Genomic DNA, 16,860 nt, shown 5'->3' with positions numbered 1-16,860 from the left:
ATGGCTTTAAGTTTACAAAAAGGCGGCAACCTTTCTTTAAGCAAAACCGATCCCAGTTTAACCAAAATTCTTATTGGTTTGGGGTGGGATGAGCGCAGCACTGATGGTGCAGGTTTCGACCTTGATGCCAGCGCATTTTTGTTGACCGCGAGTGGAAAAGTGCGCGGTGATGCGGATTTTATTTTTTACAATCAACTGAAATCCACCGACGGTTCCGTTGAACACACGGGCGATAATCGTACAGGGCAAGGCGATGGCGATGATGAATCCATGAAAGTGGATTTGAGCAAAGTGCCTGCCGACATTACCAAGGTGGCGTTTACTGTGACGATTCACGATGCCGAAGCACGTCGGCAGAATTTCGGTCAAGTTGCCAATGCATTTATTCGTGTGGTCAATGACGTTACCGGCACGGAAATTGTGCGCTACGATTTGGCAGAAGATTATTCCACTGAAACCGCGATGGTGTTCGGTGAGTTATACCGCAATAACGCCGAATGGAAATTCCGTGCTGTTGGGCAAGGTTATGCGGGCGGTTTAAAAGCGATGTGTGACCAATATGGCATTCAAATTGGTTAATGTTTTTTATTAAATACTGAAGATAATGGAGTTTTACAATGGCTGTTAGTTTACAAAAAGGCGGTAACGTTTCTTTAACCAAAGAAGCCCCCGGTTTAACTGGCGTATTGGTAGGTTTGGGTTGGGATACCCGTGCAACTGATGGCGCTGGTTTTGACTTGGATGCTTCCGCATTCATGTTAGGCGAAGACGGTAAAGTATTGTCGGATGACTCGTTTATTTTCTACAACAATAAAAAATCCGCGTGCGGCAATGTCGAACATCTGGGTGATAACAAAACCGGCGAAGGCGCTGGCGATGATGAGCAGGTGAAATTGAACCTTGCAGGCATGGGCGAAAATGTTAAGAAATTGGTATTCGCGGTGACTATTCATGATGCCGAAGCACGCGGTCAAAACTTTGGGCAAGTCAGCAATGCGTACATCCGTTTGGTGAACGCGGCGGATAATACTGAAATTGCCCGTTATGACCTGTCAGAAGATGCCAGCATTGAAACGGCTATGCTGTTTGGTGAAGTGTATCGTCATAATGCTGACTGGAAATTCAAAGCAGTCGGTCAAGGTTTTGCCGGTGGTTTAGGCCCGATGGCTGCCTCAATGGGCGTTAATCTTGGCTAAATACGGTAAGGCATTGTTCGCAATGCTCTTATAGTTTGACAGGCATCTCGTTGCAGATGCCTGTTTTGTTTATTCTTAACTAAAGTATTAACCCCATGTTTCAGGATTTTAAATATTCGTTTTTAGTCACCTTCTTGTGTGTAGGGTTGGCTATTTGGTGGGGAGCGACCACCTCGATGGGCATAGCCACCGCCATTTTCTTGGTGGTAGTGTTAGGCGTCATGGAAGTGAGCCTGTCATTTGATAATGCGGTCGTGAATGCCTCTGTCCTCAAGGAAATGGACGAAAAATGGCAACAGCTATTTTTAACCGTCGGTATTCTGATTGCGGTATTCGGGATGCGTTTAGTCTTCCCAATTGTGATTGTGGCGGTGGCGACGGGGCTGGGTACGATTGATGTCATGAGCATGGCCTTGAATAATCCAGAGGAATATTCCCGCCATTTGATGGAAAGCCATGCGGGTATTGCGGCGTTTGGTGGCATGTTCTTGTTGTTGGTGTTCCTGAGCTTTATGTTCGACAACGAAAAGGATGTTCACTGGATTCATGCCATCGAAGAACGCATGAGTGCCATGGGCAAGCTCGACGTGATTAGCGTGCTGTTAGCCTTAATTATGTTGTTTTTATTGCAAGAATTCCTGCCGATTAGTGATGAAACCCGTTTAACCGTATTGGTGGCTGGTTTGGCTGGCGTGGTGTTATACATTGCGGTCAGCAGCTTAGACGTGTTTTTTGAAGACGAAGCGGAAGGCGAAGCGGTTGTTAAAAGCGTTAAACGTAACGGTTTAGCAGGCTTTTTATATCTGGAAGTATTGGATGCATCATTCTCATTTGACGGCGTAATTGGTGCGTTTGCGATTACCAAAGATGTTGTCATTATTATGTTGGGTCTGGCAATTGGCGCGATGTTTGTGCGTTCCCTGACCGTGCATTTGGTACATAAAGGCACGTTGGATGAATACATTTATCTGGAACACGGTGCGCATTATGGTATTGGTGCGTTGGCGTTTATCATGCTATTTAGCATTCATTACCATATTCCCGAAGTCATTACTGGTTTGATCGGTGTGACGTTTATTGTGTTGTCGATTGTGTCATCACTGCGTCACAAAAAGAAATTATTGGCGGAAGCCTAACTTGTAAGGAGATTATTTATGTCATTTTTTGATAGTTTGAAAGAAAAAGTCGGGGAAGCCCGCGCTAAATTAGCAACCGAAGTCGGTAAATTCAAAAATCGTGAATTCATGGAAGCGTGCGTTGCCGGTTGCGGTTTAGTCGCGGCTGCGGATGGCAGTATTGATGCGTCCGAAAAGCAAAAGATGATGAAATTCATCCAGCAATCGGATGAATTGAAAGTCTTTGAAACCAAAGACGTGATTGCAGTGTTTAACAAAGTGACCGAAAACTTTGAGTTTGACAACGAAATCGGTAAAGCCGAAGCCCTGAAAATGATCGGTAAGCTGCGTAGCAAACCCGATGCAGCACGCTTGATGGTGCGCGTTTGCATGGCAATCGGCAGTGCCGACGGCTCGTTTGATGATAAGGAAAAGCAAGTCGTGCGTGAAATTTGCCGCGATTTGGGCGTTCCTGCGGACGATTTCGGTTTGTAATTAAGCCTTGGCTTTAGGCTGTAGCCAGTCCTGCGCACTCTTGGTAATCGCCAAGACCGCAGGATGGCTAATCCGCCGTTCCACCGAAATCGCAAAAAATTGTTCCATCACCCCGTCTGCTTGCCCAATGCAATGAATATCCGGCTCTTGGGTAAACGTATCTTCCTGCACCGAAGGTGCAACAAAAATACCCGCCCCGCCAAAGCCAAATGCTCGCATCAGAGCGCTATCATCGAATTCTCCAATAATATTCGGCTGCACTTTCTGCTGATGAAACCAATTCATGAGTTCATTGCGTACTGACGTGCCTTCGCTCGGAATCAGCAGGGGCGCATTGTTTAAGCATTCTGGGAATTTACCCTGTAAGCCTGCTTTCACCGTGGTGTGCGCAAAAAAGCTAATGCTGCTGAACCCCAAGCGGTGTGAAAAACCTTTGATTGGCAGCGTGTTGGGAAGCGGTTTGTCCGCAATTACCAGCTCAATACGGTGCATGGCAAGTTCCCCCAGTAAGTCAGGTAAGGGCCCTTCGTGGCACACAATGTGAATTTGCGGGCTGAGCAGCATTGCCGGTTCCAGCAATTTGTAGGCAATGGTTTTAGGGACAACATCGACGATACCGACCCGAAACAGCCGTGCCTGCCCGGAAGGGTGGGTTTGCAAAGCTTGTTCCAAGGCACTGCCTAATTGAAAAATTTCATCGGCATAACGTAGCGCGGTATGCCCCGCGTCGGTGAGTTCCAGATTGCGCCCTTGTTTGCGGAAGAGCTTGACACCGAGGGATTCTTCCAGCAATTGCAATTGCCCGCTAATGGTTTGTGGCGTCAGGTTCAGGCTTTCGCAGGCACGCACAATGCTGCCCAAGGTGGCTACTTCACGAAAGTAATACAAATGTTTGTAATTGATCACGATTAACTGTCCTGAATCTTACGTAACTCTTGTTCGCACAGGGATTTTAACATGGAGAGTGCATCATTCAGCATGGCAGTACGCACTTGCTGAAGCTGGTGTTTAATGTGGTCGCGTCCCGCATCCAGCCAAGCGTCCCAGCGGGCTTGATCGTGTTCGCTCCACCAATCCGGGGTATCGGCGGGGTGGTAAGCCAATTTATCGAGATCCAGCACATCGTAAATATTGACCCACTCGCCTTCCACTTTCAGCATCAGGCTAGGGTTAAACAGGTAATGCCCTTGGCGCACCCGATAGAACAGTTTGCGGTTGTAACGGTCGTCGCGGTACATCTCGTTTTTCGAGAAAATACTGGAAATATAAGCGCGTTGTTTGCGTTGTGGGCTTAACACATCCGGTGGGAAATGTGCCACTGCGTCAATAATGTCTTGTGTACCAAAACCACCGTTTCCACCAATTTTAAGAGGCAGGGCGCGGTAAAACAGCGCAATCATTAGATTGAGCAGGAAAAATTCCATGCTGTGCTGGTCGAGTTTTAATAATTTGCCGTCAATTTGAATGCTTAAACTGTCGGGGGAAAGTTGCCGGTAAATGCTGGCAAGGTGATGTTTGGCGTATTTCTCGTCTTTGCTGGCTTGTTGCAAGGCAATCTGAAACGCGGTGAATTGGTTATTATCCACGTATTCGGGGTTGACACCGAGCGCCGCCAGTTCATGAATTAAGCTTGAATTGCCCAGCCAAGCCGCCACCATGAGCGGGGTTTGGTTGAATGGGTTGCGAAAATCCACGCCAAATTTATTAAGCTGGTTGCGCAATGCCACTGGATTTTTAAGCTGATAAGGCAGGTAATATTTCTGCTGTAATTGCTTGATCCCATTGGCGGGATGTCTGGCGGGTTTGAAATCAACCTTGAGCAAATCACGTAGGCATTGCCGATCTTCGTATACCAGAGCGACTTCAAACAGTGACAGCCGAGCTTTTTTATCGCCTTGCTGAATGGCTTGGGTGTGCAAATGCTGCAAGGTTTCGCCGGTATAAACTGCCCAATCCGGGGTTTGTTGCTGGAGAATTTCTTGGCGGATACGATCAGCTTGTTCTTGCTTGCCTTGCAATTCGAGTTTGTGGGCTTCGCGTTGCCATTCTTCGCGGCTGGAATTTTGGTTAGCGAGATTGAGTGTCTCTTGCGCATTGTGCAAGCCGAGTAAATCGAGTACGTGTTGTTTGGATTCGGCTTCGATCCAATACAAATTACGCACCGCACGGGTGAGGGCAACGTATAGTGCGTTAATGTAAAACTTGTAGGTTTCTAGTGACTTATCGGTTTTATTTTTAGCGCGAGCATACGTCAGGTCTTGCTGCAGGTCGGCGTGGGTGACACCTGCGCTAATCTCGCGGAAGCGCTTGTTTTCGGCACTCAGAAAGTTGTAGAGAATAATATTGTCGTATTCAAGCCCTTTGGCTTCTTGGATCGAGAAGACCAGCGGCGTGTTGAAATGTTGTTGCGCTTCGGCTTTTTGTTCGGGGTGCATGACTACCACGGCGAAACGGGTGGAACTGCGGGTTTTGGCATCCAGTTCACGGCGAATATTATCGCGGTCTTGCAGAAATACCACATCGCCTTGCACATGCCCGTTACTGTGCACCAGATAATTGCTTTCGCGGTCAATCGAGCCGAAGCGGGCATTTTTGAGCAGCAAAATCCGATTTGCCAGCGCGGTGACTTGCGGGGAATTGCGGTAATTGGTGCTCAGGATGCGGATTAAATCGACATCCGCCTGCAATTCGCCGTGGGTGTAAAACAGGCTTTTGAGCTTGCTCCATGAAAAAAAATTGGGGTGGACGATTTGGTTGGAATCACCACACAGCAAAAATCCGGTGGGGTCACGCAAGGTTTTGAGAATGAGGAAAAGCTGGATATTGGTTAAATCCTGCACTTCGTCAACCACCACGAAATCGTAGCGTGGTGCAACCCGTTCTAGGTATTGGTGGCTGAGAATATTGCTATCGTAATGCTGGTTTTCCTGCAAAAAAGTCAGGTAGCGGCTGAAAATATCGTAAACAACTGGGCGTTCGTCTTCCAAGAAAATGGACTGCTTGATGCCGAGATTGAGGTATTCGTCGCGGCTGAGGTAAGCGCTGTCAACGGAAGGGCCGGTTATGACTCCTTTGAATTCCTCGAACAGTTTGTGTGCATCTTTAATGGGTGTGCGCGGTAAACGGCTGAACCACTGCGCAAATTCGCGGAAATGAATCGGTTTGCCGCCTGGGATTTGGATGCTTTCGAGAAATTCTTGGAAGGAGAGGAAATCGACGTGTTGTTGCGCGTTTTCGTAGCCGTGGGCGTAATACAGGTCGCGGGAATTTTTCACCAGATACGGCGATAGCGTGACGTACAGGACATCGCCGGGGCAGGCTTTGAGCTTTTCCAAGGTCAAGGCGGTTTTGCCGCTGCCTGCCGAACCGATGATCACCAGCGGTGGCGGCAGCTCGAAAACGGCTTGCTGGGTGTCGTCAAACGAGATGATTTTATCCAGCAGATTGAAACGCCCGTGTTGGGTATTGACGTAAGCAAGGGTGGGAGTGTCATCGGGGGCGTGTTCGAGTGCGGGGATTTTGTCTTCGTCGATAACCGCGCCGTGACTGAGGAAGCGTGATCCGGCGTAATCGTGGCTTTTTAGGTATTCCAGCACCAATGCGTAGCGTTGATCTTGGTAGTGGTAAAAAGCCAGCAGCAAACGGTCGCTGCGGTTGAGCCGCGCTCGGTATAAGTTGTCACCGATTTTTTTGACGTCAGCGGACTTGAGGTCATCGGCTTCGATGAAAGAGCGCCATTTGCGGAAGCCGGTGATTTTGTCAGGATTCAGTTCGTTGTAAAGTAGTATCTGCATTATTCCCAGTTATAACCGTTATCGTTGGATAGTTTTTCGCAAAGTGTTTCCAGTGCGGCTAAAAATGCTTCTTCATCATCTGGCGTGATTTCAAAGGTTGAAAATCCAAGGTAAGCACCGTTTTCATCCTCGCTCTCTTCCCATTCAAGCGTATAATCATCGTCAGTCGTGTGTTTGGCGCATAACTTTTCAATTTTTGCGGCGACGGTTTCAGCGTGGTCGGTGTAGATATAGAAATCACTTAACGTCAGTGCGGCAGCGGCTTCGCTATCATCATCGTCGTAACCTTCTATGCTGAAAGCGTAATTTTCAGCGTCTGCCCATTCGTTGCACAACGCATCCAGTTCTTCCAAGAACGTCTCAGGGTCATCCAGCGAGATGTCAAAGTTGCTGATAATGGCGTAAGTGATGCCATCTTCTTCGCTTTCTTCGTAGTCAAAATAGAAGGCTTCCGCATTGGCATATTGTTCACACAATGCTTCCAATGCCGTAGAAAAATCCTCAACCGCGTCCGTGGCAACATAGAAATCGAACAGTTGGATTGCGCCATCTTCCGCAAAGTAAGAGCTGTCATCTTCGGATTCAATGTCAGCATTAAAATCCAAGTCCTCAACCGCTTTGACGACCCAAGTATCATGTCCGTTGAGTTCAGCGTGAATCACGTATTTGTAGGGAATGTAGCAATAGCCATTGTCGCCCCATTCATTGCCCCAAGAATTACGCACGATGAACATCTTATCTTTGTCTAAATAGCCAACACAAAGCATGGCGTGCCAGCCGTGTTCTTCGCGTACTTGCTCGGTCTTTTTTGGTAAAGGGACGCGCCCACGGTTGTCGGTTGCTTCATCAAACGAAGAGAAGGTGTTCAAGCAAAACGCAATGGGGTAGCCTTCTGCCAAGGTGTGGCGATACAAATCCAAATCTGTTTCGACGTATTCGGCTTCGGCAATTTTGAAATTGGCGGCGTGTTCATAAGCTTCCGCCGCCGGTTCTTCGGTAATGCAGTCTGTGTCGTTAGGCCACAAATTTTCGTGGCACGCCCCGTATTTCTTTAATCCCTCGATCGCCGATTGCATGGATGTGCCGTCGTCATTCTCGCTGTCATCGTCTTCATAACGGGCGTTGTAATAAATAAACAAGCGGCTGACATCAGCGGATTCCCCCAAATGACGTTTAGCCAAGTATTCATACGCACCTGCGCACGCATTCGCCACGCAACTGTTGCCCACTTGTTCCTCAACCTCAGTCAAATACGGCCGTAGGTCAACTTTAGCGGGCAACGGTTTCGCGGCAGAACGGCCAATTTTACGGCGTTTGGCATCCGTGGGGACAGCCCCAACCCGGCAGCCGCCAACTTGATGGCTACGGGGTTTCATGCGTGCAATACCTCATGGCACGATGTGTTCATCACGCCGCTTACCAATAAGTGCCTTTGCCACCCTGACTTGGCGTTGCCGCTTGCGCCAGTGTGCTCACCACACCCGCTTTACGCATCAAATCCGCCAATTCACGTTGCTGGCTGGCATCCTGACACGCGGCAGTGGCTTTAGCGTATAAGCTCTCGGCTTTGCTGCTATTGCCCCATTTTTGCGCCAGTTCTGCCATGTAAGCAAAGTGGAAATGGTTTTCGGCTTTGGCTTCACCTTTGTCCAAAATCGTTTGCGCTTGCGCGTCGTCATCCAAATGCTCTTTCACCGCTTTAGCAAGTTTATTGTACTCGAAAGTACTGGCGTTGCTGGCATCCAGTTTTTCCAGTTGTGCGGCGTAGAATTGCTGCGTCCAAGTTTTGCCAAACTCAGTGTCGCTGAGTTGCTTGCTGACGGTTTCGCCAAGGTTGCGCACTTGGGCAAAGGTATTGCTGTTGTTCGCGGCTAAGTCGAGCAAACGCGCTAACCATGCTTTGTCTTTGACCAGATTGCCGACGGAAACGATCAGTGGCTGGTAAGCGGCAAAGCTGAATGTACCTGCATCCTGCATCTTTTCTTCCGCCGTGGTCAGCAATTGGCTGGCGTAGGAGGTGTCTTCCAGTTCTTCGACCACCGCACCTGCCAGTGCAATGAACTGGTTGGGGCGCGTCAGGGTTTTTTCCTGATTTTGGAATTCGGTGTAACGCGCTTGGCTGGCTTCGCGCTTAGCCAGTTTCCCGCTGATGCGGTCGTTGCGCTCGGCATCATCCGCCAGCAATTGCTTGGATGCATTTGCCAGTTTGCGCATTTCATCGAGGGAACTGACGTTAGCTTCGGCTTTGTCGAGAGCCTGGATAACCACGGTATTGTCGCCCGGTGTCAGTTTTTGGGCGCGTTGCGCTACGTCTAATACTTGTGCGTTGGTGTCGGTCAGCTCCAGTGCTTTTTGCAGGGCAGTGCCTGCCAATGCTGTATCCGCCGGATTTTTGGCGAGGGCTTCGAGGATGCTGGTTGCGTCAGTGTAAACTTTGCAAGCGTCAACCGCTTTGGCGTACAGCGCGTTGGTTTTGGCAGGGTCTTGCAAGTTGGCATTGACTTCGCCTGCGAGTGATACCAAGGCGGCAGCGTTAGTGGCTTTGCTTTCCGCAGCAGCGTAAATGCTGGCAACGCGGTCTTTGTCACCGAGGTTGTCGTTGACGGCTTTTGCCAACATTGCCAAATCGGTAGGGGTGCTGAGTTTGCTGGCGAGTTTGTCGTAAGCTTTGCCTGCGATGGTTTTGTCATCCATATTGGCGGCAACGGCACTGGCGAGTTTCAACAGGTCTTCTTTGCCGCTGAATTCGTTCAGGGCAACACCGTACATATCTTTAGCAGTGGCTTGGTCGCCCAGTAAGCTGGCGTAACCGGTGGCAAGGTCGAGGTTTTCTTCACCGCTCATGGCGAAGTTTTTGCCTTGTTCCAGCAAATCTTCGGCTTTGGCTTTGTCGCCGAGCAGGTTCATGAAACCGCCTGCGAGTACCACAAATTGCGCGGGGAACATGCAATTGCTTTCCGCATCGCCCAGTGTCGCTGCGACTTCTTTATCATCGCCGAACAGGTCTTTTAAACCTTTCGCAAAGCTCACCACGTCGGCAGTTTCGCTGCTGGAAGGTGCGGCCTTTTTGAAGACCATCAGCGCGGTAGTAGGGTTGCCGCTGTTTTTAATGTCGCTCGCCAGTTTTTGGTAATCGGCAATGCTTTTGCAGTTGGCAGTGACTTTGCTGAACAGCTTGTTGGCAAGCGCATTGTCTTGCAGTGCGTCTTGCACGTAACCGGCGTAAGACAGCAATTCGGTGGTATTGGTGGTTTCGCTGATGGCTTCTTCCAACAACGCACGGCCTTTGTCGCGGTCGCCGAGGAATTTGGCAATGCTGTAGCCAGTTTCAGCTTTTTCTTTGGCATCAAAGCACGCATTGGCGGCTTCGTCGTACAGGGCAGCGGCTTTGTCGTTATCACCAGCCGCCACATAGCCTTCCGCAACCGCGACGTAATGCGCGGGGAAAGAGCAGTTGGATTCGCCTTTTGCCAGCAATTCTTTGGCGTAGTCCAGATCGGCGGGTTCGGCTGCGGCTTGTTTAGCAAGGGCGGCGTAGGATTCTGCATCATTGCAGGCGGATGCTTGTGCGCTGAGTTCTTCGCGGGTTGCCATGTGTCCTCCAAAAGCGATTAAGGCGAAATTGACGAGTAGTACGAGTAAGTGGTGTTGTAAAGCATATTGGCGATGGGTTCAAGTGTAGCGCTTTCCCTTGCCGCTCATAAGATAAAAATGTCTGCCCATCTGAAGGTAATCGGTACTGGCGTTACAAATGTGAAGAATCAGATATGCCAAATTGGGCATATACCCTAACACTGGAGGATTCACGATGACAGGGATAACACAGAGCAGTGGAAGCAAGCCAACGCAGGTTGCTAATCAAAATAGCAGCAGTTCAGCCCAGACGCTGGCGACTGCTACTAGCGTGCTTGGCGATGCGGTGAAGGCGATTCAAAGCAATTCAGGTAACAACACCTTTGGCAAAGGCGATAATGAAGCCCTAATCAAGCTCATTATGCAGTTGATTCAAGTGATTGGTGACAAACTGCCCCCGACTGAGCCATCCAAGCCGCAACCTAAACCGCTGCAATTGACGCGGCAGCAAGATAAAGCTGTGCGCGAACGTTTCGATATTAAGGGCGCGTTGAGTTACGAGGTGCTGGATAGTAAAAAGGACGGCAAGCTCAGTGCGGGTGATACCTTGGTCATTTCCGGCGGCATTACCGGTGGTGAAATTTCGCGGCAGAAATTGACTGCACGCGATGTGAAAGCCATTAATGCAGGCGGTTCCACAAGCTCAGACGCGCAGCAACAGTTGGACGCGAACCGCAAAAAGTGGGATTCGCTGGATATTGACGATTACTCGTTTACTTTACAGCGTAATTGCTTTTGTCGGGGTGATGCGATTCGTCCGATTAATATTGAAGTGCGTGACGGGAGCGTTAAGTCGGCTACCTATGCGGATACCGGTGAGTTGCTCCCTGATGATCGCCAAACAAATAGGCAGTCTATTTACAATTTGAATGCTGACGGTTTGTTTAATTTAGTAGAACAGGGTATCAAAAGCGGTGCGGCTAAGGTTGATGTCAGCTACGACAAGCAATATGGCCTGCCAGCGTCGATTTATATTGATCAAAGCGTCCAGATAGCGGATGAGGAAATGGGCTATACCATTAGCAATTTCCGACCAGAGCCAAGCTTTACGACCTTGATGGTAGGTGAGGAAGACGGTGGTTTGCCGCCAGTGGATGACCCCATTGCGACCACGTTGGCAATTGGCGAAGAAGACGGCGGGCATCACGATTACAAATAAGGTGATTCAACCATGACAATAAAGCCCCGATTGCTATTGGCAGGCGGTGACACTGACCCTCAATTGGTACGTCTGCTGAAACGGGCGGCATTGCATGATATTCCCGTGCATTGTTTGCTCACAGGGCAATCGGGTTCGCCGCGTTTGCATTGGGATATTCACCGCAACCGTTTGCTGGATGACGACAAGGAAGTCGCGGTATCGGCAGCATTTATCCGACAGGATGTGTTTGCTTACCTGAAGAGCAACAATGCTCAAGATAATTCAGCAGCGCGTGAATGGTTTGTTAGCGTGTCCGGCTGGCTGTTAAGTTCGCCGGATATTGCGTTATGTAATCGGCGGTTCCTGCCGTGTGGCGGGGTTAATAAGCCTTACATGTTACGCTTGGCGTTGAGCATGGGGTTTAACGTTGCTGACACGTATGTCAGCAACGACCTTCTCGCGATGGCGCAGTTGCATGAGCATGGGGAGTGGGTGGCTAAGCCTGTGACGGGCGGCGCTTACTGTACCCCGTTGGCAGCGCATGAAATCACGGGCAATAACATACTGTCTTACCCGCAGATTGTGCAACGGCGTTTAGCTTCGCCGGAGTTGCGGGTATTTCGTATTGGTAACGCTTGGTTTGGCTTTTTGATTCAGGCGGAGGCATTGGATTACCGCTCAGCCTCCTCTACTCGGATGCAAGTGGTGGATGTGCCGGATGATTTGGTGGAAAAACTGGCGTACTTGTCGGATCATTTAGGGCTGGATTTCGCAGCGGCTGATTTCAAAACTGACTCGCATACGGGGGAGTGGCAGTTTTTGGAGATCAATACTAACCCAATGTTTGCAGGATTTGATCAGGTCGCCGCCGGTGCATTGAGCGATGCTTTGCTAACGTATCTTGGGCTATTGCAAGAATGATACAATCAGGCAAGATTTTTTATGCCGATTGTTAATGATAATGCCGGAAGTCGAGTCCATTGCTTGCCAAGAATGCGGTCAATTACACCGTTATCACGCGATTGCGCCCGGTAAAACCGCCAATTGCAGCCGTTGTGGTGCTGTGTTATATCGCAATCGCCCCGGTATGTTGGATTCAGTGCTGGCATTGACCTTGGCTGGTTTGACGTTGTTTGTATTGACCAATGTGTTTCCGCTATTGGGCTTGCGTGCGCAAGGGGCGGAGCAGGAATTGCATTTGCTGGGGGCGAGTCTGGCATTTTGGGATCAAGGCTACCCTGTCGTGGCAGGGTTGATTGTCCTCAATATTATCGTATTTCCCGTTTTTGAATTGCTGACGTTATTGATGGTGGTCTTAACGATTCGCTACCGTTGGAAGCCAAGTATGGCGATTTTTTTATTCCGCTGGATGCGTGAATTCAAACCGTGGGGAATGTTGGAAGTCTTTATGTTGGGGGTGCTGGTCGCGGTGGTAAAATTAGGCGATTTAGCGACTTTAATTGTGGGGGCTGCTTTCTGGTCATTTGCAGGGCTGATTCTGACGATGACTGCCGCCACCGCATTATTGGATCCTTTCAGCGTATGGCGAGCGTTGGAGAAAAACAATGATTAAGCACAAGGCGTTGTTGCAATGCCGCGTCTGTGGTTGTTTGAGTCATGCGCCCACGCAATTAAAGCGTTTTGAGGTCATGCATTGCCCGCGTTGTGGGGCGCGGGTGAAATTAGCACAGCAGTCTACGAGCGTGGAAGTGACTTGGGCATTGTTGATTGCTGCCGCGATTCTGTATATTCCAGCCAATTTGTTGCCGATTATGAGCGTGTATATGTTGGGAGCAGGGCAGCCTGACACCATTATTACCGGGGTGTATCATTTGCTGGAAGCGGGGCAGTGGCCGCTGGCATTGATTGTGTTTGTGGCGAGTATTGTCGTGCCTTTATTGAAATTGTTTACCTTGAGTTTTTTGTTGATCAGCATTCAACGGCGTTCACGTTGGCGGCAATATGATCGGATGCGTTTGTATCGCATCACCGAATACGTGGGGCGTTGGTCTATGGTGGATGTGTTTGTGATTGCGATTTTGACCGGGTTGGTACAATTTGGAAATTTGGCACGGGTTGATGCAAATCTGGGCAGTTTGTCGTTTGCGGCGGTGGTGGTGTTAACCATGTTTGCTGCTCGCACATTAGATGAGCACTTGATCTGGGATATTGCCCAGCAAGAGGAAGCGCAGGCATGAATGAAAATAAGGGGTTTGCTGACAACCTGCCGGATGTGGAGTTGCGTGAGCAGCGTTGGCCTTCGCCAGTATGGTTAATTCCGTTGGCGGCGTTATTGATTGGTTTCTGGTTATTGTTTCAAGCGTGGTATGAGCGCGGGCCGACAATAACGGTACAGTTTTCCAGTGCAGAAGGCATTGAGCCGGGTAAAACCGAAGTACGTTATAAAGCCGTAACCGTCGGTAAAGTTAAAAAACTTAAATTGGATAATGAGCTGAAATACATTGAAGCCATTATTGAACTGAATAAAGAAATCGGACGCCATTTAGGGACGAATGCCAGTTTTTGGGTAGTACGCCCGCGTGTTAACCGTTCGGGTGTATCGGGCTTGGGAACCTTATTTTCGGGTTCTTATATTGGAATGGACCCCGGAACCGATAACGATGATCAGAGCTTTTATAAAGGAGCAGAACGCCCGCCGGTGATTGCACCCGCCGAAGACGGTAAACGCTTTTTCTTAATATCAGATTCATTGGGTTCAATGGATGTGGGAGCGCCGGTATTTTACAAGCAGTTGCAAGTCGGTGAAGTGATCGACTACGAATTATTGGATAATCAAGACCGAGTGCAACTGGAATTGTTTATTCGCGCCCCTTACTTTCAATATGTGCATGATAATACCCGCTTCTGGAATGCCAGTGGGGTGGAACTTAATATGAATTCGACCGGGGCCGAGTTTCGCATGGAATCGCTGATTTCCGTTTTGATCGGGGGAATTGCGTTTGAAACGCCAGCCGGGGTTGCAGGGGGGGAAGTCAGCAAACAGGGCGATACTTTTGTATTGCACCGCAATTATGCGGATTCCCAGGAAAAGCAATACGCGACCCGATTGTATTACGTGATGTATTTTGATGGTTCTGTGCGTGGCATGGATGTGGGTTCAGACGTGGAATTTCAGGGGCTGCCGATCGGTAAAGTCGAAAACATTGAGATGAAAATGGATAAAGATTCATTAGATGTGCGAGTTCCTGTATTGGTATATATTCAACCGCAATACTTTGATGAGTCTCTCACCAAAGAAACGGGTGAAATCGCGATGCGGAAACTGGTAGAAAAAGGGATGCGTGCCAAACTGGATACAGTGAGTTTTCTAACCGGGCAAAAAGTAATTACGCTGAGCATGGAAACCGATCCGCCACCGGCCTCCATTAAAGCGACACAGTTTTACAGTGAGTTTCCAACCACCGGAACGGCGTTTGAAGAGTTACCGTTTATAGCTGCGGACATTATGATAAGCCTTGATGAAACTTTGGCAGGCATTAATAAGCTGGTGAATAGCGGTAAATTGGATAAAACCGTGGATAACCTCAATAAGGTATTAGCAGAAGCAGAACAGGCGGTTAAAGCAGCTAAAGAAACGCTTAAAACGGTGGATAAAAATACCCTGCCAAGCGTGACCAATGATGTTAATAAAATCAGTCAGGATTTGAGCAATACCATGCAAAAAATCCAAGGTTCGATGGGGCAGCTTGACCGTTTGACTGCACAAAATTCCCCGACACAACACCAGTTGCAAGAAATGCTGGAAGAGGTGACCGCTGCTTCCCGTGCTTTGCGCAGTTTAACCGAAACATTGCAACGCCAACCCAGTGCATTGCTGCGCGGCAAGTAAGGAAAATCATGATGAAACGATGGTTTGTTTGCGGGATATTGTTGACGTTGAGCGCTTGTTCCAGCACCCCGACGCAATATCACACGCTGTCAACGGATATGGGTAGTGCAGCCGCGCCGGTGGTGACGGCATCCATTAAGAGCGTGGGTGTAGGCCCGATTACCTTGCCCACCTTGCTGGATCGCGAGGGCATGGTGATTCGCAACGATGCGACGACTTTGGAAGTTTCCGATACGCACTTATGGGGCGGGCAGTTGGAAGATGAATTCCAGCGTACCTTAGCCCAACACTTGCAAAGCCGTCTGCCTGCTACACGGGTGCAAACCGTGCCGTGGGAACTCAGCCAAACACCGCAATATCAAGTGGTGGTGAAACTGGATCAGTTTGACGGCACACCGGGGGGCAAAGCGTGGTTACGTGGGGTATGGCAACTTCAGGCGGGTAATGACGGAAAAATTCTTGCTACAGAGTCGGTGATGTTGACCCGCCAAACCCCGGAAGCGGGGGTGACGGGGTTGGTCAAAGCGCAAAGCGGCTTGCTGGCGGATTTGGCTAATCAGATTACGCGGGGTTTGGTGGCGTTTTAGCTTCAGCCGGTTTCACAAAATTCAGGAAAAAAGTGACAGGCACGGCATTGCTGATGCTGGGCAATTCCGCGATTTCCCGCAAGGCAGTGACACCAGCAGCTAGGTCAAAATCCGCTGCATTCAACACAATCGGGGCAACGGTGGTCACTTGCACGGTGTTGCCGACTTCGGTGATGGCAACGGTGGCGGGAATTTCTTTTTTCACGCCATGCAAATCCAGCGTGACATTAACGGTTTGGATGCCCGGTTTTACACCGGTTTTGCTCAAATCCACACTGACGCTTGCCGTCGCAAACTTTTGGGTATCAAACAATTGTTCGCGCATCCGTTGATCGCGGATGTCGATATTGGTGCTGACGCTTGCCAAATCAATGTTCAAAGAACCTTGTCCGGCTTTGGTAATTCCACCAGAGAGGGTTTTGAAGGTGTGGATTTCGGCAATATGGTCTTTCTTAATCGAGACGAAATACAGCGCCGATTGCGTATTGTCGAGCACCCAATCCGCCATGGCGGTACCGGAAAGCAGGGCGAAGCTGAGAGCGGTGTTGCAAATAAAGGGTAGGGTACGTTGCATCATTTATTTTTCCCATAATGGTTAATATCGGTGTCATAACAGCTTAACTGAACTCTACCGTTGGTCGGATATACTGCGGTAATGGTATGGAAATTCACTTTGGGGTGAAATCCGCTTGACTTAAGTCAATGACCAATAAGAGTTATATGATACCCTATCAATAGAGATAGAATTACCGAAAATTTTAACGAAATACTTACACCACATAGGGAGATACCATATGGCGATCAGCAAGGCCGTGCAGCGCGGTACATTAATTTATATTTATGACCAAAATGGCGAAGCAGTGACCTCCATTTCAGCGCCCAGTCGTTTGCCCACTGACGGTTTGAAGGCTTATAACGCGCAGAGCATTAGCGTGCAAAAAGGCACATTGTTATACAACTACGACAAGCAAGGGCGGCAGACCGGAATTACGCCGATGGTTCAACACTAGGTTACTACAGTGATTTCCTTTTTACTGGTTTTACCTGTC

16 protein-coding genes are annotated in these 16,860 nt (G+C 49.2%); 11 read left to right on the top strand and 5 right to left on the bottom strand.

Features of this window, described 5'->3' with window-relative positions; translation table 11 throughout:
- From HMY34_RS00880 to HMY34_RS00865, 4 genes are all read left to right on the top strand, one after another.
- Entirely contained in the window at positions 1-579 is a 579-nt protein-coding gene (locus HMY34_RS00880; protein ID WP_202717291.1) for a TerD family protein, read from the top strand.
- Positions 580-617: 38 nt separating this feature from the next.
- On the top strand, positions 618-1,196 hold the full coding sequence (locus HMY34_RS00875) for a TerD family protein (RefSeq protein WP_202717290.1): 579 nt from the start codon (positions 618-620) through the stop codon (positions 1,194-1,196).
- Positions 1,197-1,291: 95 nt separating this feature from the next.
- A complete protein-coding gene (locus HMY34_RS00870; RefSeq protein WP_202717289.1) occupies positions 1,292-2,332 on the top strand; it encodes a DUF475 domain-containing protein in 1,041 nt (346 codons plus the stop codon).
- A gap of 18 nt (positions 2,333-2,350) precedes the next feature.
- Complete coding sequence (locus HMY34_RS00865; RefSeq protein ID WP_202717288.1) at positions 2,351-2,806, top strand: tellurite resistance TerB family protein; 456 nt, start codon at positions 2,351-2,353, stop codon at positions 2,804-2,806.
- Here the strand turns inward: HMY34_RS00865 and nhaR are convergent, their stop codons facing one another.
- Genes nhaR through HMY34_RS00845 form a run of 4 tightly spaced genes read right to left on the bottom strand, consistent with a single transcriptional unit; the run spans position 2,807 to position 10,194 of the window.
- Complete coding sequence (gene nhaR, locus HMY34_RS00860; RefSeq protein ID WP_202717287.1) at positions 2,807-3,712, bottom strand: transcriptional activator NhaR; 906 nt, start codon at positions 3,710-3,712, stop codon at positions 2,807-2,809. It lies immediately after the preceding gene.
- 2 nt (positions 3,713-3,714) lie between these two features.
- On the bottom strand, positions 3,715-6,600 hold the full coding sequence (locus HMY34_RS00855; RefSeq protein ID WP_202717286.1) for a UvrD-helicase domain-containing protein: 2,886 nt from the start codon (positions 6,598-6,600) through the stop codon (positions 3,715-3,717).
- A complete protein-coding gene (locus tag HMY34_RS00850) occupies positions 6,600-7,976 on the bottom strand; it encodes a C1 family peptidase (protein WP_202717285.1) in 1,377 nt (458 codons plus the stop codon). Before HMY34_RS00850 ends, HMY34_RS00855 begins: the two co-directional genes overlap by 1 nt.
- A gap of 40 nt (positions 7,977-8,016) precedes the next feature.
- The gene (locus HMY34_RS00845; protein ID WP_202717284.1) at positions 8,017-10,194 is read right to left on the bottom strand and encodes a hypothetical protein; all 2,178 of its coding nucleotides are present in this window, start codon (positions 10,192-10,194) and stop codon (positions 8,017-8,019) included.
- Positions 10,195-10,408: 214 nt separating this feature from the next.
- On the opposite strand from HMY34_RS00845, the gene HMY34_RS00840 reads away from it, so the two are divergent.
- Genes HMY34_RS00840 through HMY34_RS00815 form a run of 6 tightly spaced genes read left to right on the top strand, consistent with a single transcriptional unit; the run spans position 10,409 to position 15,811 of the window.
- A complete protein-coding gene (locus HMY34_RS00840; RefSeq protein ID WP_202717283.1) occupies positions 10,409-11,392 on the top strand; it encodes a DUF6174 domain-containing protein in 984 nt (327 codons plus the stop codon).
- Positions 11,393-11,404: 12 nt separating this feature from the next.
- Positions 11,405-12,295, top strand: coding sequence for an MvdC/MvdD family ATP grasp protein (locus HMY34_RS00835; protein WP_202717282.1), 891 nt, complete (start codon positions 11,405-11,407; stop codon positions 12,293-12,295).
- A gap of 40 nt (positions 12,296-12,335) precedes the next feature.
- Positions 12,336-12,947 carry a paraquat-inducible protein A gene (locus tag HMY34_RS00830; RefSeq protein WP_202717281.1) on the top strand — a complete coding sequence of 204 codons (612 nt, stop codon included), beginning with the start codon at positions 12,336-12,338 and terminating at the stop codon, positions 12,945-12,947.
- Positions 12,940-13,572 carry a paraquat-inducible protein A gene (locus HMY34_RS00825; protein ID WP_202717280.1) on the top strand — a complete coding sequence of 211 codons (633 nt, stop codon included), beginning with the start codon at positions 12,940-12,942 and terminating at the stop codon, positions 13,570-13,572. Before HMY34_RS00830 ends, HMY34_RS00825 begins: the two co-directional genes overlap by 8 nt.
- Complete coding sequence (locus HMY34_RS00820) at positions 13,569-15,224, top strand: PqiB family protein (RefSeq protein WP_202717279.1); 1,656 nt, start codon at positions 13,569-13,571, stop codon at positions 15,222-15,224. Before HMY34_RS00825 ends, HMY34_RS00820 begins: the two co-directional genes overlap by 4 nt.
- Positions 15,225-15,235: 11 nt before the next feature.
- Positions 15,236-15,811: a PqiC family protein gene (locus HMY34_RS00815; RefSeq protein ID WP_202717278.1), complete on the top strand. Its 576-nt coding sequence runs from the start codon at positions 15,236-15,238 to the stop codon at positions 15,809-15,811.
- Here HMY34_RS00815 and HMY34_RS00810 read toward each other — a convergent pair.
- Entirely contained in the window at positions 15,786-16,388 is a 603-nt protein-coding gene (locus tag HMY34_RS00810) for a YceI family protein (protein WP_202717277.1), read from the bottom strand. The genes HMY34_RS00815 and HMY34_RS00810 overlap by 26 nt on opposite strands.
- Positions 16,389-16,605: 217 nt before the next feature.
- On the opposite strand from HMY34_RS00810, the gene HMY34_RS00805 reads away from it, so the two are divergent.
- Positions 16,606-16,821, top strand: coding sequence for a hypothetical protein (locus HMY34_RS00805; protein WP_202717276.1), 216 nt, complete (start codon positions 16,606-16,608; stop codon positions 16,819-16,821).
- The last annotated feature ends 39 nt before the right edge of the window (positions 16,822-16,860 follow it).

The organism is Thiothrix subterranea (genome assembly GCF_016772315.1).
Taxonomy (GTDB): domain Bacteria; phylum Pseudomonadota; class Gammaproteobacteria; order Thiotrichales; family Thiotrichaceae; genus Thiothrix; species Thiothrix subterranea.
Note: the sequence above shows the minus strand (reverse complement) of the source record. Positions and strands in the feature narration are given on the sequence as shown.

Coding starts and splice junctions, on each gene's coding strand:
- HMY34_RS00880 (WP_202717291.1), top strand. CDS start 1: ATGGCTTTAAGTTTACAAAAAGGCGGCAACCTTTCTTTAAGCAAAACC.
- HMY34_RS00875 (WP_202717290.1), top strand. CDS start 618: ATGGCTGTTAGTTTACAAAAAGGCGGTAACGTTTCTTTAACCAAAGAA.
- HMY34_RS00870 (WP_202717289.1), top strand. CDS start 1,292: ATGTTTCAGGATTTTAAATATTCGTTTTTAGTCACCTTCTTGTGTGTA.
- HMY34_RS00865 (WP_202717288.1), top strand. CDS start 2,351: ATGTCATTTTTTGATAGTTTGAAAGAAAAAGTCGGGGAAGCCCGCGCT.
- HMY34_RS00855 (WP_202717286.1), bottom strand. CDS start 6,600: ATGCAGATACTACTTTACAACGAACTGAATCCTGACAAAATCACCGGC.
- HMY34_RS00850 (WP_202717285.1), bottom strand. CDS start 7,976: ATGAAACCCCGTAGCCATCAAGTTGGCGGCTGCCGGGTTGGGGCTGTC.
- HMY34_RS00845 (WP_202717284.1), bottom strand. CDS start 10,194: ATGGCAACCCGCGAAGAACTCAGCGCACAAGCATCCGCCTGCAATGAT.
- HMY34_RS00840 (WP_202717283.1), top strand. CDS start 10,409: ATGACAGGGATAACACAGAGCAGTGGAAGCAAGCCAACGCAGGTTGCT.
- HMY34_RS00835 (WP_202717282.1), top strand. CDS start 11,405: ATGACAATAAAGCCCCGATTGCTATTGGCAGGCGGTGACACTGACCCT.
- HMY34_RS00830 (WP_202717281.1), top strand. CDS start 12,336: ATGCCGGAAGTCGAGTCCATTGCTTGCCAAGAATGCGGTCAATTACAC.
- HMY34_RS00825 (WP_202717280.1), top strand. CDS start 12,940: ATGATTAAGCACAAGGCGTTGTTGCAATGCCGCGTCTGTGGTTGTTTG.
- HMY34_RS00820 (WP_202717279.1), top strand. CDS start 13,569: ATGAATGAAAATAAGGGGTTTGCTGACAACCTGCCGGATGTGGAGTTG.
- HMY34_RS00815 (WP_202717278.1), top strand. CDS start 15,236: ATGAAACGATGGTTTGTTTGCGGGATATTGTTGACGTTGAGCGCTTGT.
- HMY34_RS00810 (WP_202717277.1), bottom strand. CDS start 16,388: ATGATGCAACGTACCCTACCCTTTATTTGCAACACCGCTCTCAGCTTC.
- HMY34_RS00805 (WP_202717276.1), top strand. CDS start 16,606: ATGGCGATCAGCAAGGCCGTGCAGCGCGGTACATTAATTTATATTTAT.